Source organism: Neptunicoccus cionae (assembly GCF_014643735.1).
Lineage (GTDB): Bacteria > Pseudomonadota > Alphaproteobacteria > Rhodobacterales > Rhodobacteraceae > Amylibacter > Amylibacter cionae.
The window spans coordinates 1,036,244-1,052,221 of the sequence record NZ_BMKA01000002.1 but is presented as its reverse complement, the minus strand read 5'-3'; the positions used below and the strand labels follow the sequence as shown (position 1 = coordinate 1,052,221).

At 56.0% G+C, this 15,978-nt stretch carries 15 protein-coding genes; 8 read left to right on the top strand and 7 right to left on the bottom strand.

Annotated features, from left to right (window positions below):
* Nucleotides 1-70: 70 nt before the first annotated feature.
* Nucleotides 71-679, top strand: a complete 609-nt coding sequence (locus tag IEX10_RS10330) for a LolA family protein (RefSeq protein WP_188674273.1) — start codon at nucleotides 71-73, stop codon at nucleotides 677-679.
* Between the two features lie 50 nt (nucleotides 680-729).
* Here IEX10_RS10330 and IEX10_RS10325 read toward each other — a convergent pair whose 3' ends face one another.
* Both IEX10_RS10325 and IEX10_RS10320 read right to left on the bottom strand, forming a co-directional pair.
* On the bottom strand, nucleotides 730-1,305 hold the full coding sequence (locus IEX10_RS10325; protein WP_188674270.1) for a transglycosylase SLT domain-containing protein: 576 nt from the start codon (nucleotides 1,303-1,305) through the stop codon (nucleotides 730-732).
* 87 nt (nucleotides 1,306-1,392) lie between these two features.
* The gene (locus tag IEX10_RS10320; protein WP_188674267.1) at nucleotides 1,393-2,274 is read right to left on the bottom strand and encodes an AEC family transporter; all 882 of its coding nucleotides are present in this window, start codon (nucleotides 2,272-2,274) and stop codon (nucleotides 1,393-1,395) included.
* Nucleotides 2,275-2,381: 107 nt separating this feature from the next.
* Between IEX10_RS10320 and hspQ the strand changes: the two genes are divergently transcribed.
* A complete protein-coding gene (gene hspQ / locus IEX10_RS10315) occupies nucleotides 2,382-2,708 on the top strand; it encodes a heat shock protein HspQ (protein ID WP_188674264.1) in 327 nt (108 codons plus the stop codon).
* Between the two features lie 406 nt (nucleotides 2,709-3,114).
* Here hspQ and IEX10_RS10310 read toward each other — a convergent pair whose 3' ends face one another.
* Nucleotides 3,115-4,695, bottom strand: a complete 1,581-nt coding sequence (locus IEX10_RS10310) for a gamma-glutamyltransferase family protein (protein ID WP_188674260.1) — start codon at nucleotides 4,693-4,695, stop codon at nucleotides 3,115-3,117.
* Between the two features lie 576 nt (nucleotides 4,696-5,271).
* Between IEX10_RS10310 and IEX10_RS10305 the strand changes: the two genes are divergently transcribed.
* Nucleotides 5,272-5,619: a DUF2794 domain-containing protein gene (locus IEX10_RS10305; protein ID WP_188674257.1), complete on the top strand. Its 348-nt coding sequence runs from the start codon at nucleotides 5,272-5,274 to the stop codon at nucleotides 5,617-5,619.
* A 6-nt stretch (nucleotides 5,620-5,625) separates the two neighbouring features.
* Here the strand turns inward: IEX10_RS10305 and IEX10_RS10300 are convergent, their stop codons facing one another.
* The 3 genes from IEX10_RS10300 to IEX10_RS10290 form a co-directional block, all read right to left on the bottom strand.
* The gene (locus IEX10_RS10300; RefSeq protein WP_188674254.1) at nucleotides 5,626-6,447 is read right to left on the bottom strand and encodes a C40 family peptidase; all 822 of its coding nucleotides are present in this window, start codon (nucleotides 6,445-6,447) and stop codon (nucleotides 5,626-5,628) included.
* The gene (locus tag IEX10_RS10295) at nucleotides 6,444-7,829 is read right to left on the bottom strand and encodes a leucyl aminopeptidase family protein (protein WP_188674251.1); all 1,386 of its coding nucleotides are present in this window, start codon (nucleotides 7,827-7,829) and stop codon (nucleotides 6,444-6,446) included. Before IEX10_RS10295 ends, IEX10_RS10300 begins: the two co-directional genes overlap by 4 nt.
* An 86-nt stretch (nucleotides 7,830-7,915) precedes the next feature.
* The gene (locus IEX10_RS10290) at nucleotides 7,916-9,286 is read right to left on the bottom strand and encodes a mechanosensitive ion channel family protein (protein ID WP_229678505.1); all 1,371 of its coding nucleotides are present in this window, start codon (nucleotides 9,284-9,286) and stop codon (nucleotides 7,916-7,918) included.
* Nucleotides 9,287-9,423: 137 nt separating this feature from the next.
* On the opposite strand from IEX10_RS10290, the gene IEX10_RS10285 reads away from it, so the two are divergent.
* The 5 genes from IEX10_RS10285 to IEX10_RS10265 all read left to right on the top strand — a co-directional run bounded on the left by IEX10_RS10285 (nucleotide 9,424) and on the right by IEX10_RS10265 (nucleotide 15,122).
* The gene (locus IEX10_RS10285) at nucleotides 9,424-10,569 is read left to right on the top strand and encodes a DUF1176 domain-containing protein (protein WP_188674248.1); all 1,146 of its coding nucleotides are present in this window, start codon (nucleotides 9,424-9,426) and stop codon (nucleotides 10,567-10,569) included.
* 367 nt (nucleotides 10,570-10,936) lie between these two features.
* The gene (gene leuC / locus IEX10_RS10280; RefSeq protein WP_188674245.1) at nucleotides 10,937-12,346 is read left to right on the top strand and encodes a 3-isopropylmalate dehydratase large subunit; all 1,410 of its coding nucleotides are present in this window, start codon (nucleotides 10,937-10,939) and stop codon (nucleotides 12,344-12,346) included.
* A 12-nt stretch (nucleotides 12,347-12,358) separates the two neighbouring features.
* Nucleotides 12,359-12,964 (top strand): 3-isopropylmalate dehydratase small subunit, encoded by a 606-nt coding sequence (gene leuD / locus IEX10_RS10275; RefSeq protein ID WP_188674243.1) that lies wholly within the window; start codon nucleotides 12,359-12,361, stop codon nucleotides 12,962-12,964.
* Nucleotides 12,965-13,170: 206 nt separating this feature from the next.
* Entirely contained in the window at nucleotides 13,171-13,998 is an 828-nt protein-coding gene (locus IEX10_RS10270; protein WP_188674240.1) for a hypothetical protein, read from the top strand.
* On the top strand, nucleotides 13,998-15,122 hold the full coding sequence (locus IEX10_RS10265; protein ID WP_188674237.1) for an endonuclease/exonuclease/phosphatase family protein: 1,125 nt from the start codon (nucleotides 13,998-14,000) through the stop codon (nucleotides 15,120-15,122). Before IEX10_RS10270 ends, IEX10_RS10265 begins: the two co-directional genes overlap by 1 nt.
* Here IEX10_RS10265 and IEX10_RS10260 read toward each other — a convergent pair.
* Entirely contained in the window at nucleotides 15,069-15,953 is an 885-nt protein-coding gene (locus IEX10_RS10260) for a Rossmann-fold NAD(P)-binding domain-containing protein (protein ID WP_188674234.1), read from the bottom strand. The two genes, IEX10_RS10265 and IEX10_RS10260, sit on opposite strands and share 54 nt — an antisense overlap.
* Nucleotides 15,954-15,978 lie beyond the last annotated feature (25 nt).

The window sequence follows — 15,978 nt, the reverse complement described above, 5'->3', positions numbered from 1 at the left end:
TGCCCCTTTTCACAGTCCTGTGTTCTGATGTATCTTTTGCCATTCTCACAGGCGACCTATATTAGATTTTATGAAACGTAGATTTTTCCTTGGCGCTTTGTCCGCCCTTAGTCTTGCTTCACCGGCCTTGGCCCAGTCCAAACCGCTGTCGCTGAACGAGCTTTCCGCTTACCTGAACACGCTGACCAGTGCACAAGGTGCGTTTACGCAGGTGAACCCCGATGGCACCCTGTCCAAGGGCACGTTTTATCTGAAGCGTCCGGGCCGGATGCGGTTCGAGTATGAGCCACCCAATGATGCGTTGGTTGTGGCAGGGCAAGGCAAACTGGCAATTTTTGACAAGCGTTCCAATTCAGGTGGGCAACAATATCCGCTTCACCGCACTCCGCTGCATATCATCCTGAAGGATCGCGTAAACCTGAACGCAAGCGGTATGGTCGTTGCACATCAGCATGACGGGACGTCTACGACCGTAACGGCACAGGACCCGAAACATCCCAACTATGGAAATGTGAAGCTGGTGTTTACAGACAAGCCGACTGAACTGCGTCAGTGGATTGTGACGGATGAAAGCGGGCAGAAAACCACGGTCGTTCTTGGCAAACTCGAACATAACGCCCGCTTGCAAGCGCGGTTGTTCAATGTGGACCGGATCGCCAAGGAAGGCGACATACGCTGACGACGGATGCAGGCGGTTTGATGTTTGACCCGCCTGCTTTTCTACTTTTCTCAGCGACAGGTGTTCAACTGCGCACCGTAAAGGATCGCACGGGCCTGAACCTTGGCCGCTACATTCAAGAGCCACTGTTGATTGCGATAGCTGCCTCGTTTGAAACCTGTGTGGCCCTGATGATAGGCAAGGTACTGGTTATAGGCGTCCGTTTTCTCGATGCCATTGCGTTTCGTTGACTCGTTCATGTACCAGCCCATGAAATCAACAGCATCGTCGAAATTGTGACGCTTGGCGCTGCGGTTTCCAGTCGCCCGCTTGTACCAATCCCACGTTCCGTCAATCGCCTGCGAAAAACCGTAGGCCGAAGACTGCCGCCCCATCGGGATCACACCGAGCGTGAATTTCCGCGGTGTGCGTGCATGGGATTTAAAATGGCTTTCGTGATAGATCGTAGCAAGGATCACCTCACCGGGAACGCCATATTTACGCTCGACCTTCTTAAGATCACGGGACCAGCCGCGTTTTTCGTCAAGAATAGAACAGGCGTTGTCCAGATTTCTGGGGGGATCGGACCGGCCACCCGAACAGGCGGTCAGGATCAGGATCGCAATAAGGATCGTGCTGTATTTCATATCTGCCTCGATGCCGGTCTCTGAGCGCCGGATTTTGACCGATGCTACACTAAAATGCTGTTGGAAAAAAGGGGCGGCTGCGCTGCGTTACAGGAATAACGCTAATGTGAGCGGAATTGCCATGACCGACAGCAGGGTCGATACCACCACAAGGCCGGCGACTTCTCCGGCGGCAGCACCGTATTTTTCGGCCAGCAGATAGGATGTGACCGCAACGGGCGTCGAAACCTGCAAGACCAGTACCGCAAGCGCCACTGGTTCCAGCTGGAAAAACCGGCCCACAGCGTAAGCCACCAGACTACACACCAGTATCTTCACGACCGACAAGGCTACCGCCCGCAAGATGTTCTGCGGTGTCAGCCGCGCCAGTGCTACACCGAGTGTAATTAGCATCAACGGAATGGCCATCTGCCCGATCAAACTCAGCGTGTTGGTCATCCAGACCGGTGTGCTCCAACCTTGCAACAGGAACAGACCGCCAAGCAGCGTGGCCCAGACCATCGGTTCCTTCAGCACCTTGAGCGGCGATCCGCCGCCCGACACCAGCCAGATTCCGAAGGTAAAGGAATAGATACCCATGAGCGCAAACACCACCACAGCATAGCCCATCCCCGCCTCTCCGAAAGCGAACAGCGCCAGCGGCAGGCCAAGGTTTCCGGTATTCCCGAAGATCAATGGTGCAAGATAGGTCTGCATATCCAGTTTGAACACTTTGAAGATCACAAAAAATACAATGGTAACAGCAATATAGGCAGAGCATGCGGCCCAAATCGTATCAAAAAGCGTAGCGCGATCTATGTCCGTTTTCATGAGAGAAGTGAAGATCAGCGCCGGCACACCCAGCGTCATAGAAAGCCGCGTGACGAACTGCACCCTATATTCGTACCCGAGACGAACCCACACCACGCCGATCAGCGCCAGAAGGAACACAGGTGCGACAACTTGCAATACTGTTAAGAATAGCGCCACGTACTGTTTCCCTGAAATTCCTTGCATTCAATCCCCCAATATCGGACAGAATGTCAATGGAATCGTAAGATTCTTGTTACACGGGTTGTGGGGAATCAGGAGTAACCATGTTTGAAGCGGAAGCTAAATTCACCATCGGACAAGTCGTCCGCCATCGCAAGCACCCCTTCCGGGGTGTGATCTTTGACGTAGACCCAACTTTCTCAAATACCGAGGAATGGTGGGAGAGTATCCCAGAGGAGACACGTCCTAATAAAGAGCAGCCTTTCTACCACTTGCTGGCGGAAAATGACTCCTCTTATTACGTGGCCTATGTCTCAGAGCAAAATCTCGAAACGGATCCGACCGGCGCGCCGGTAGACCATCCAGAAGTCATCGCCATGTTCGGCGAATTGAATGACGGTCAATACCGTCTCGACGTTCAGTTAAACTAAGGCAGCGACCGGAGAGGACAGTGTTACTGTCTCTGGTGAGGCATTTTCGCCTTCCGTTTCTCTCTCTGGATGCCAAAATCGTAGAGCGTGACGCCAGCGCGGTTTTACACACAAAACACCACATTCTGCAAAACCGCCGTGCCTTCCAATAACTGGCAGGTCAGGCGGCTTTTGCTGTTGTGGCGATGATGGCTGTGTCGGACAGATTTTTAACTCTCTGAATTAGTTTGCAAACTTGAATTATCACCCTGCAAATATGAAGCGTCTTACAAGACGCGTGTTAAATGAAGCTTCATATGTGAAGCTTCATAAATGCAGGGTCTAAAAGGAATTTGAAGGCAGTAAGCCCACACAAAAAAGACCCGCCAGTTTCCTGACGGGCCGTCTTCGCTCAGGAGCAAACTCACTAATAGCCGAGCGCGCAGCCGTCCTTGCGCGGATCGGACCCGCCTTCTAGAACGCCGGTTTCAGGATTGATCACAATCGCCTGCGCCCCGCCGATGGCCACATCAGGGATAATGATGTCATGCCCCATAGTCATGAGGTCATTGCGCACACTCGCGCTATAGCCCCGCTCCAATTGCAGCTTTCCATCAGCCGCAAAGCTGCGCGGCGCGTCGATCGCCTCCTGCACCGGCATCTCAAAATCCACCATGTTGGACATTAATCGTGCGTGCCCCGTGGACTGATACTGCCCGCCCATCACACCGAAAGGCATGATCACCTTGCCGCCTTTGCGCAGCATCGCCGGAATGATCGTGTGCATTGGTCGCTTGCCACCGCCTGCTTCATTCGGATGCCCCGCCTCAAGCGAGAACCCTGCACCACGGTTCTGAAAATTAATCCCGAATTTATCAGACGCCAACCCCGCCCCGAAGGAATGGAACACGGAATAGATCAGCGACACCGCCATGCGGTCCCGATCCACCACCGTCAGGTAAACCGTCTCTTTGTGCACGCTTTCCGAAATGGCCGTGGCTGAAGGCATCGCCTTATGCGGGTCTATTAGCGCTGCCAAACTGGCCGCAGTCTCCGCCGATGTCATATAGTCCAGACGGCTCATGTAATCGGGATCGGCCAGAAAGCGGTTCCGTGTGTCATAGGCCAATTTAGTGGCTTCCGCTTCGATATGAACCCGCTGCGTGCTATGCGCACCATAAGCGGCCATGTCAAAGTGGGACAGGATGTTCGCCAAAAGGATCGCTGTGGCCCCCTGTCCGTTCGGGCGATGTTCAACAAGCTCCACATCTTTGTAGGTGCCACTGATCGGACCGGAATAATCACAGGCGGTTGCTGCAAAATCATCCAGCGTATGCACCCCGCCCAGCGCGTTGAGTGAGTTGACCATATCCTCGGCCACCTCGCCTTCATAAAAACCGGCGCGCCCTTCCAGTGCGACACGTTCCAGCACCTCGGCTTGGTTTGGCGCGCGGAATATCTGGCCCGGTGTCGGGGCCTTTCCGTCCAGAAGATAAAAATCCCGTGCCGCGCCCTGCAAAGACTCCGCCGCGCGTTCCCAATCAAAACAAGTACGCGGCGCAAGTGGCACGCCAGCGCGGGCATAGTGAATGGCTGGCGCAAGCTGCGCTTTCAGCCCCAGTTTACCATAGTCTTTCGACAACCGGCAAAACGCATCAATCGCACCGGGGATCGTGACTGCTGCTGCATCGTGCAGCGGCATGGTTTTGTGCCCCGCCGCCCGCAGCTTTTCCGCATCGAGCGCCGCCGGAGCGCGCCCCGAGCCGTTCAACGCCACAACCTCTTCGCTGTCCGCAGGTTTTACCAGAACAAAGCAATCCCCGCCGATGCCGGTCATTTGCGGTTCGCACAATCCCAGCAACACGCCCGCTGCAATCGCAGCATCCACTGCATTGCCACCGGCTTCTAGCATCTGGACAGCAACTTTCGCCGCTAGTGGGGAAGACGTGGCGCACATACCGTTTGCCGCAAATACCGGAGAACGTCCGGGCAGGTGAAAGTCGCGCATAGTATAATCCCCTTCTGGCGCTGCCCGCCATTCTTCATAAGGCAGCGTACATAAATTTGCCCCCCGCTGTTAACAGGGGGGTGTCCGCGCCTAAAGAACTACAGCAGGGCTGAAAGGGCAAACGCAAAATTCCATTCGCGCGGTTCTGTCAGATTTTATTGGGGGATAGAATAGAGCCCCGACGCGGCACCCAAGGGTGGGGGCTGTTATGAGCACTGCGTCAGGGGCAAGCATTGTTTCAGCTATAGAAGAAGTTTCACCTGTGATCAGGGCAAATAAAGGGAGGGAATGCGGCAAGATTAAGGAATTTTCAGAAAGCCACATCTCGCGTCGGCTTGGCGCTTGGGCGCGCTTTCTCAACCCGCGTCGCTAAAATGAAAAACCCCGACCGAGGCGCCAGTACGCGGCGGTCTCGTCGGGGCTGTTACTCGTTACTCACGATACGCGTAGGGCTTTTATGCCCCCCGACCTTGACGATTCTGTGCTCTGATTGGGGCGATACAGCGGTGTTTTAACGCCCTATTTCCGACAAGAAAGACGCTTGCCATTCGTAGTTGTGCGGATCAAACTCTTTGCATGAACATGCACACAGTTACATCGCTCTCTTCCCGTCGTCCGGATGGGGAAAAGATCCACTTCCACCGCACGGAGCTTGGGCCGATCATGTCCCTATACGGGCGCATGGTTGCCGCGGGTGAGTGGCGGGATTACGGAATTTCGGCGTTAAAAGACGTTGCAGTTTTCTGTGTCTTCCGCCGCAGCGCTGAGCACGCGCTGTACCGGATCGAAAAACGTCCGAAGCTGGCGGGAAAGCAGGGTATGTACGCGATCATCGGCATGGATGGTCGTGTTCTCAAACGGGGTCATGACCTGAAAGCGGTGCTGCGTGTATTGGAGCGCAAACTGATCCGCAGCGTAGACTGATCCGGCTTAAGGACGCCGATATGCGCTGACATCCTTGCCTTCTGCTGCTTTGATGCGCGCTGCAACCACCTCCAGCGGCTCTACCGTTGTGCACATATGATGCCCGTTTGCATGGATCAGCCGCTCGCCGTCCAGCATCATACCCACATGCCCTTTCCAGAACACAAGATCCCCCCGTTGCAGCGGACCGTTATCAGGAACCGCATCAAAGAACGCCTCTTGCTGGTCGCTGTCGCGGGGACACGCCAGCCCGGCAGCCCGCAAAGCGGCATGAACCAGACCGGAACAATCGATCCCAAAGCTGCTGTCCCCGCCCCACAGATATGGCACACCCAGAAACCGCAGAGCGGTAGTGGCAGTATCTTGTTGCAAGGTGTCTATAGCGATGACCTGCTGTTCGGGAACATATCCATGCGGTGTTTTCCAGAAGCCGTCTTTCTGCTCCTTGCATGTCAGGAAACTGTCAAACGGCAGGGTCATCGCCGGCACGGTTTTTATAGAACGGGTCGGATAAAGATGCGCACCGAAAGTTTGAATGCGATGGGTCAGTGCGTCTGCCGCCACCAGATGAGAAGTCTTTATATAGCCCACATAACCTGACGGTTCAGCAAACCCAAAAGCGTAACCGTTTCGGGTTTCCAATACGCGAAACCTGTCGCCGTGAATGAGTTGCCGGTCCAGCGCCCCGTCCGGTTCCGCCAGCAGATTTGCCACGGGCACCCGAACGCCCAGTACTTCGCCATCGGTCAGGGGCGTTTCGCCAACCTGCCCGACAAGACTGCTGTGGGCCACCCGCCCGTTGCTACGCCAGAGGCGGCGGTCGGTCATTTTGTGACCCGTTGCTCGATGACCTCTAGCATGGCGCGTGCGGACTGACAGGCGCCGCCCAACGTTCGGGCCGGTTTGGCCGCAGGGGTCCAGCCGTAGATGTCCAGATGCACGAACCGGTCGGTGTGTTCAACAAACCGCCGCAGGAACAGGGCCGCCGTGATCGACCCGCCAAAGCCACCTTTGGGCGCATTGTCGAGATCGGCCACATCCGGTTCGATTGTTGGTTCGTAAGCGTCCCAGAACGGCATCCGCCACAGCGGGTCTTCCACCTTGGCGCCGTTCGCTGACATCTGCTGCGCAAGCGTGTCGTCTTCCGTGTAGAACGGCATCAGATCCGGCCCCAGTGCGACGCGGGCCGCCCCTGTCAGTGTCGCCTTGCAAACCAGCAGATCAGGCTCTTCTTCATCGGCAAGGGTCAGGGCATCGGCCAGCACCAAACGGCCTTCGGCATCGGTGTTGTTGATTTCAACGCTCAGCCCCTTGCGCGAGGTCAGAATATCCTGCGGGCGATAGGCCCCTGCCGAGATGGAGTTTTCCACGGCAGGCACCAGCACCCGAAGACGCAAGGGCAGGTTCAGTTCCATAATCATTTTAGCGAGCCCGAGAACCGTCGCAGCACCGCCCATGTCTTTTTTCATCAGCCCCATAGAACCGGCCGGTTTGATGTTCAAACCACCGGTGTCAAAGCACACACCCTTGCCAACCAAAGTGATCTTGGGCGCGTTTTCGTCGCCCCAGATCATATCCAGCAATCGGGGTGCCTGATCAGAGGCACGTCCCACCGTGTGGATCATCGGGAAATTCTGCGCCAGCAGGTCATTTCCACGGATCACTTCGGTTTTTGCTTTGTAAAATTGCGCCAGCTTCATAAATGCCGCTTCCAGCCCGTCCGGCCCCATGTCAGATGCAGGCGTGTTGATCAGATCGCGGGTCAGGAAATCACCGGCGGCAATTGCCTCTAGTCGGGTAGCATCCACACCTTCGGGCGCAACCAGCGCGGCCTTTGGGACCGCTTTCTTTTTGTAGCGGTCGAACACATATCCGCCAAGCAACCACGCCAGCGCCGCTTGGGTTTTCTCTGCGCCATCCAGTCCAGATGCGATGTGATAGGTCCCTTCAGGCAGTTGCGCGACCACTGCTCCCATGTGCAGCCGGTCCCGTTTACGCTGCTGCAGGGTGCCCCATCCAACCAGCACGCGCCCTAGGCCACCTTCACCAGGGACCGTCAAAACCTGACCGAGCTTGCCTGCAAAACCGTTTGCTTTGGCCCAAGCAACTGTCGTTTTCGGGGCGTGTTCCGTGAAGTGGGCAAATCCTTCGGTCGAGATGACATCAACCGGAATTGCGGTATCAGAGGCGGCGGCGAATTTGGGTGACATGGGAACTCCTTCATATTCCCGGGCAGCCTACACCCAAAGCCAAGCGCTTTGAAATGCCATAATCGGGAACGCACAGGGCGATGTTTTCAGTCGTTGGGCAAAGGATTTGTCGGCACAGCCCCTGAGAGAATGCTGACATCGCGGCGTGGGAAGGGGATTTCAATGTTGTTTTCATCCAGCACATCCCAAAGCGCCAGAAACACGTCGCCGCGCACATTGGTCAGGCCCGCAGTGCTGTCCTTGATCCAGAACCGCAGGGTGAAATCAATCGAACTATCCCCGAAATTCACAATATGACAGACCGGCTTGGGGATCTGCACCACACGGTTCACTGATAGGGGCGCTTCTGATGCCAGTTTCTTTACCTCATGGGGATTGCTGTCATAAGACACACCGAAATTGATCTCCAGCCGCACCAGATCAGAGGAATGGGACCAGTTGATCACCTGACTGGTGATAAAGTCCTCGTTCGGGATCAGATATTCCCGCCCGTCGCGGGTTAGCACGCTGGCATAGCGCGCGCCAAGCTGGGTGATCCATCCGAAGGTACCGTCAAGCGAGATCACATCCCCCGGCTTGATGGATTTATCCAGCAGGATGATCACACCGGACACAAGATTGGAGACGATCTTTTGCAAGCCAAACCCGATCCCCAGACCAATCGCACCGGACAGCAAGGCAAGATTGCCGATATCAAAGCCGATCACCCGCAGGCCGATCATGAAGGCGATGGTGTAGAGCATCAGCTGCAGGGCTTTGTTCAGAAGCACGCGGATCGAGGGGGACATATCCTCGACCTTGTTAATGCGCTGCGACCCTGCTTTGGACAGGAAGCTTGCCACCACAAACAGGGTTGCGAGTGAAACGACAGCGATCAGCACGGTCAACAGTGACACCCGCGTGCCGCCCAGATCGAGCGCAATGGCATCCAGCGCATCGGCCGCATTTTCCCGCAGGCCAAAAATGGTCAGCACGACAAAGATACCTGCCGCCCAGCGCACCAGTTTGCGTACCGTGCGCGATCGGATTAACCGTGTTGTCACCACCAGTATCAGCCACCAAAGCGCAAGTGTTGCCGCCAGTGCGATAAAATAAGAGCGACTTGGCCATGTGATTTCCCGCATGACGAAAACCGTGGCCCATGACATCACCACAAATAGCAACAGCCACAAACGCTGGTTCAAAACGGCACAGATGCGTAGAAACCATTTGGGCAATCCGTGGGATTCCCCCAGAAATTCACGCACGCGCGGCCGGTAGAAACGATAAAGCCCGTAAGACAGTGTTGCGAGCACGACGATGATGGCGAGTTGATAGCCGCTCCAGGGTTGGGTCAGACGATTGACCAGACGCTCCCCCATATCGAGCAGCAGGGCGGATTGCTCTGTGAGGGTTGGCAAGGCGTTAATTGCCTCGTCTATTATGGCAACCGGCTCGTTTCCTGTCTCTTCGTCCAAGTAAATTCCCCCACTGCGATCCTGCTGAATACACGATATACATATTGCGAATTTTTATAAGGGAAATGATTGTCGATCTGTTAGCAGGGAAGGCATTGGGTTAACCCGCGCCCTGCACGCACCGTGAAGGAGTCCAAATGTATAATTTCCTACGCCTCGCACCTTGGCTTTTTGTGTGCGCTCCAACGGCCTTTGCGCAGGACGTAAGCCAAGCCATGCGGCAGTGGTGGGTGGAATGTGACAGCCGGGAGTATTGCAGCGCTGACATTGACGGGCTCACCAAAGATTACGAGACTCTTACGATGCGAATACAGCGCAGCGGGGTAGCAAACAGCCCGATCCAGCTGGAACTGACACCGGAAACCTTGGTGAACGAGGGTGCAGCCCTGCGGTTTGATATTCCCGGCGTGATTGAAGGGATCAACCGCAAGGCTGGCAAAGTTACGGACAACAGCCTTACCCTGTCAGAGCCGATCGGCAGTCCCCTGCTACAGGGGATCATGAAAGGGGAAACCCTGTTTGTGACCATAGACTTTCAAAATGCACGCGGTTCGCAGGTCTTTGACATTCCGCTGGCCGGAGCGATTGATTCATTGACCATCATGGATGTTGTTCAACACCGTTTGGGCCGGACCGATGCCATCGTCGCACGCGGTTCCGCGCCAGTAGACAACCCCTCCGACGTGTTCCCCAAGGATGGCATCGGGCCAGAAGGCAGCGAACCGGAGTATTCGGGGGAAGCCGATGCAATCGACGTGCCGGTGGCGGAAGGAGCAAACGGTTCCTCGGTAGAAGTGCTGTATACTCCGGCGGAATTGCCAGCCGCGGTTCTGGAACTTGGTCGCGCGGAGGCAGAATGTGGCGATCCCACCGTTGCGCTGAACGAAATGGGGGCCATTGTTCACAGGGACGCGACAGGCCAAACGACTTTTCTGGTGCCCTGCCAGATCGGGCAAGCCAACGTCAGTTATTATGTTGTGGTACACGATCCAGACAGCGGGAGCGATTATGCGATACAGCGTTTTGAACTGCCGCCTGCGCATAACAAACCGGACCGTGTAACGCTAATGAACCCGCAATGGCTGGCAGAACAGGGCCGGCTGGTATCGACCGTCTATGGCGATATGAACCTGAACTGCGGCGCATATGAGGTTCACGACTGGATTGCAGAGGAGCAGAAGTTTTCGCTGTCGGTTTACAGGGCAAAGGCAGACTGCACCGGACCCCACGTGGAACCCCAGAAGTTCCCTCTGGAGTGGACACGTGCCGAAATGGGGGACTGATGGTAGGGGCTGGCGAGAAGGGCTGGCGGTGGACGCTGACGGGCGGCACATTTCTGATCACCCTGCATTAACGACGCTTCATGTATGAAGCTTCATCTATCACGCGTCTTGTATCACGCTTCATTTATGACGCTTCATATTTGCAGGGTCATCGCTACGCCCTCCCCCCCGCAAACGACTCAACACTTGCGAGACTACGCACTTCGGTCTATTCCAACGCAGTATGAAACACAGATTCACTATGGATGACCGCTCCCGCCTGCCGTGGCGTTTCCACGGACAGGTTATTCTGCGCATCCAGGGGCTATCCGCGTAATTTTCTACGCTCGCCAACTCCAATAGCCAATCTACATAGCGGGAGGATCAAATGTCCGCACCTAAAACACTCTATGATAAAATCTGGGATGCCCACGTCGCCCATGAAGCCGAAGACGGCACTTGTCTGCTTTATATCGACCGGCACCTTGTCCACGAAGTGACATCCCCACAGGCGTTTGAAGGCCTGCGCATGGCAGGCCGGACCGTTCGTGCACCGGAAAAAACCATCGCCGTGCCGGATCACAACGTGCCAACCACGCTGGACCGCGCCAATGCGGAAACCATGACCGAAGACAGCCGCATTCAGGTTGAAGCGCTCGACACAAACGCCAAGGAATTTGGCCTGCACTACTACCCCGTGTCCGATGTGCGTCAGGGGATCGTGCATATCGTCGGACCGGAACAGGGCTGGACCTTGCCCGGCATGACAGTGGTGTGCGGCGACAGCCACACCGCCACCCACGGTGCGTTCGGCGCGCTCGCCCACGGCATCGGCACATCCGAGGTGGAACACGTTCTGGCCACGCAAACGCTGATCCAGAAGAAATCCAAGAACATGAAGGTGGAAATCACCGGATCGTTGAAACCGGGCGTCACCGCCAAAGACATCACCATGCGCGTGATCGGCGAAACCGGCACCGCTGGCGGGACCGGTTATGTGATCGAATACTGTGGTCAAGCGATCCGCGAACTGTCTATGGAAGGTCGGATGACCGTCTGTAACATGGCCATCGAAGGCGGCGCCCGCGCCGGTCTTATCGCGCCGGATGAAACCACATTCGAATACTGCAAAGGCCGCCCCCACGCCCCCAAAGGCGCACAGTGGGAAATGGCCGTGGAATCCTGGAAAGAGCTGTTCACCGACGAAGGCGCGCATTTCGACAAAGTGATCACCATCAAGGGCGAGGACATCGCGCCCTCCGTCACTTGGGGCACCTCCCCCGAAGACGTGCTGCCGATCACAGCCACTATCCCGAGCCCTGAAGATTTTGAGGGCGGCAAGGTAGACGCCGTACGCCGTGCGCTGGACTATATGGGGCTGGAATCCGGCACCAAACTGTCAGACGTGGAAATCGACACTGTCTTCATCGGCTCTTGCACCAACGGGCGGATCGAAGATCTGCGCGCTGCGGCTGCGGTACTGAAGGGCAAGAAGATCAAGGACGGGATGCGGGCTATGGTCGTGCCCGGCTCCGGTCTGGTACGGGCACAAGCCGAAGAAGAAGGTCTAGCACAGATCTTCCTCGACGCAGGCTTTGAATGGCGCATGGCGGGCTGTTCCATGTGTCTGGCGATGAACCCCGACCAACTGTCCGAAGGCGAACGCTGTGCGTCCACCTCCAACCGCAACTTTGAAGGCCGTCAAGGCTACAAAGGCCGCACCCACCTTCTGTCCCCCGCCATGGCCGCTGCTGCTGCTGTGACCGGTAAACTGACAGACATCCGCGACTTCGCGTAAGGAGATATCATCATGGAAAAGTTCCAGACAGTATCGGGCGTTGCCGCCCCAATGCCCTTGGTCAACATCGACACCGATATGATCATCCCGAAGCAATTCCTTAAGACCATCAAACGCACCGGCCTTGGCGCCAACCTGTTTGACGAGATGCGTTTTAACCGCGACGGCACCGAGGTAACGGATTTTGTTCTGAACAAACCCGCCTACCGCGAGGCCGAGATTCTCGTGGCCGGAGACAACTTCGGCTGCGGCTCCTCCCGTGAACACGCCCCTTGGGCGCTGGGAGATTTTGGAATCAAAGTCGTCATCTCCACATCTTTTGCAGACATTTTTTATAATAACTGCTTCAAAAATGGCATCCTTCCGGTGGTTCTGCCCAAGGAAGCCGTCGATGTTTTAATGGAAGATGCGGAACGTGGCTCCAATGCGCGGATCACAGTCAATCTGGAAGACCAGACCGTCTCTGCCACGGATGGAACAGAGTTCAAATTCGAAGTGGACGCGTTCAAAAAACACTGCCTTCTGAATGGCTTGGACGACATCGGCCTGACCCTGCAAAAGGCTGCTTCGATCGACAGTTTCGAAGTCGGCTATGCGGCACAGGCCCCTTGGGTCTAATCGGTCAGACTACCAGATATTGATATGGCCACAGTAAAATGTGGCCATATTGTGGTGGTGCAATTCTACTACAGGTTCACCCCAAAACCCACTGTTTCTCAACAATTTTATGCTCTGGCGCTTGATCACTTTTTTGATTTGGGCTTCATTAAGGCATAAATAAGGCTTCGGCCTATACAAAAGTCCGGCATGAACTGGACGAGAGGATGAGAGCAGTGTTGACGAGGCTTGCAGGCGCATCTGTGAGGGCCGCATTGGTTGCCGCAATGATTGTATTGCCGGTAATTGTGTTACCCGAGCTATCACCGAACTCCGCGGATCTGGCGATTCTGGCGGCGGCAATCGCCGCAGCTTTCGTGATCTTCGAATACGGGTTCACCACCCCCAGTTTAATCGAATTCCGTTTCGCGGCGCCCTATAACAGGTTCCGCTTTGCGATATTGGCGCTTCTGCTGACAGGCATTGCATTCGCCTTCAGCGAGCCGGTCAGCTCCACCGGTACTTCGCTGGCAGTTTCCGGATTTGCCAAAACCAGCGCGCAGATATGGGACTTCACCGGCAGCCCGCTGACCTTCTTTGAAGGGCTGACAGCCAATATGGGCGCTACGAGCCAACGGTTGGTGACCAATGCCGCCGCACTGGCCCTAAGCCTGACGGCAATCACGCTGGTGGTCTCTAGCGTTGTAATCTGGAATTTCTCTTGGCCCCTTCACGCAGAGAACTTCAATCTCTGGATCAACATGCCCAACTTCGATGTTGCGGTGGATGAGGAAACCCAAGATACCTTGCGTCAGTCCGGTTTGGTCAGCCTGATCATTGGCTTTACCCTGCCATATCTGATCCCAGAGGCCGCCTTCGCTTTTGTTGGTCCCCTTCATCCCATCAACAGCGGAAACAGCTTGTTGTTGCTTTGGATGATTGTGATCTGGTGTTTTGTTCCGGCAGTGTCCATCCTGCGGGCCGTGGCGCTTTATAAGGTGGCGAATTTGCTGGCCGCACAAAGCATCGAACTGTCCAAATCCGAAGACGTCTGATGCGGTTTCTTCCGGTCGTTGCACTTTGCCTGACCGGACTTGCTGCTGCCGCCGATCCAATCCGAATCGCGACCTTCAATGCCGCGCTCAGCCGGAAGGGTCCGGGGCTATTGCTGCGGGATATTGAACAGGGCAATGATGCGCAAATCAAAGCTGTGATAGCAATTCTTCAAACGGTGCGCCCTGACATCTTGCTGATCAACGAGCTTGATCACGACCACGAAAATCTTACCCTGCAAGCCTTTCTCCGCAGGCTTGCCCAAGACACCGAAGACGGGGCCGCGCTCGACTATCCCTATTACTATGCCCCAGCGCAGAACACCGGCCTGCCGAGCGGTCGTGACCTTGACGGCGACGGGCGGCTGGGTGGTCCGGCAGACAATTATGGCTTTGGCTATTTTCGCGGCCAATACGCAATGGCGCTGGTGTCCCGTTTCCCGCTGGATACCGAAAAGGCCCTCGATTTTTCAGACCTGTTGTGGAAGCACATCCCGAATGCTGAAATGCCCAAAGCGGCAGATGGCAGCGCTTTTCCCAGCTACGACGCGCTGCACGCGATGCGACTGTCGTCCAAGTCCCACTGGGATGTGCCGGTTGTTCTGCCGGACGGTCGCCGCTTACACCTTCTGGCCTCCCATCCGACACCCCCTGTTTTTGACGGTCCCGAGGATATGAACGGCAAACGCAACCGTGCCGAAATCCTGTTCTGGGACAGCTACATCCGCGAAACCCTGCTGCCAACCGATGCAGATTTTGTCCTGCTGGGCGATCTGAACGCGGACCCAGCAGATGGCGAAGGCAGCCACGATGCGATCAATACTCTTTTGTCTGCCGAGTACATTCAAGACCCTGAACCGCGTTCAAAAGGCGGTGCCTTGGCAGCGCAAGCCCAAGCTGGCGTAAACGCCGAACATCAAAGCGATCCCGCCACCGATACGGCAGACTGGAACGATAGCAACGGGCCGGGAAATCTGCGGGTGGATTATGTTTTGCCCTCGGCCGCCCTGAACGTGTCAGACGCTGGCGTGTTCTGGCCAGCACCCGACACCGCAGGGTTTGAATGGATTGGTTCAGACGGTCGCGCCAGTTCTGACCATCGGCTTGTCTGGATCGATATTGACTGAAGCCGCACGATGCACCGCTTCGGCGACGGGCGTTTGGACGAAATCCGGTAACACTTTTTGAAAGGCACCCCCATCAATCCGGTGCGGTTTGTGCCAAAGGTAACGCATCTCTAATATTCGACGCCCAAGCGGCCAGAACGGCGCAAGCGCGTAGATTTGCAGCCAGTTAAACCGGCCCGCCTGCACCCCGAGGATACGGGCCATTTCCTGTCCAGTCAGCGTGTAACCTTCGAAATTGAGCGTGGTAAACTGCGGCAGGCTCTCCCGCTTTTCGGCCAGTTCCACAAACGCGCGGCAGAAATCGGGCAAATAGGCCCAAGCGTGGGTGGTATCCACCGGACCGGGATAGGCGATCCGGCCTTTGGCCACGGGTTTGCTGACGATCATGTCAAACCAGTTCCCGCTGGCCTTCGTGTCCAGAAAATCGCCAGCACGCAGGATAATCGTCGGAACGCCGCTTTGTTTTAGGGCTTGTTCCAGCTCGATCCGCAGACGCCCCATAAGATTTTCGGCATGATGGGGGGTATCGCTGCTGAACACCTCCGGCGCATCCGCACCGTAGACGTACACATTGCCTGCCAGCAGCACCGTCGCACCAGATTTGCGGGCAGCAGAGATGACCATGCGGGTTTGCTCGGGCATATCTTTTGCCCAACGGTGATAGGGCGGGTTCCAACCATGAACGATGATATCGACGCCCTTCGCGGCCGTTTCCAGATCATCGCGCTTGCGATCAAAGCGGCGAATCTGCCAACCTTTGCGTTCAAACGCGACGCCCATGCTGCGGCCAAACCGGCCCGAAGCGCCAAGGATTAATACAGTTTTTGTCATTTCCAGTCCTTCCAAAGTGATTGTG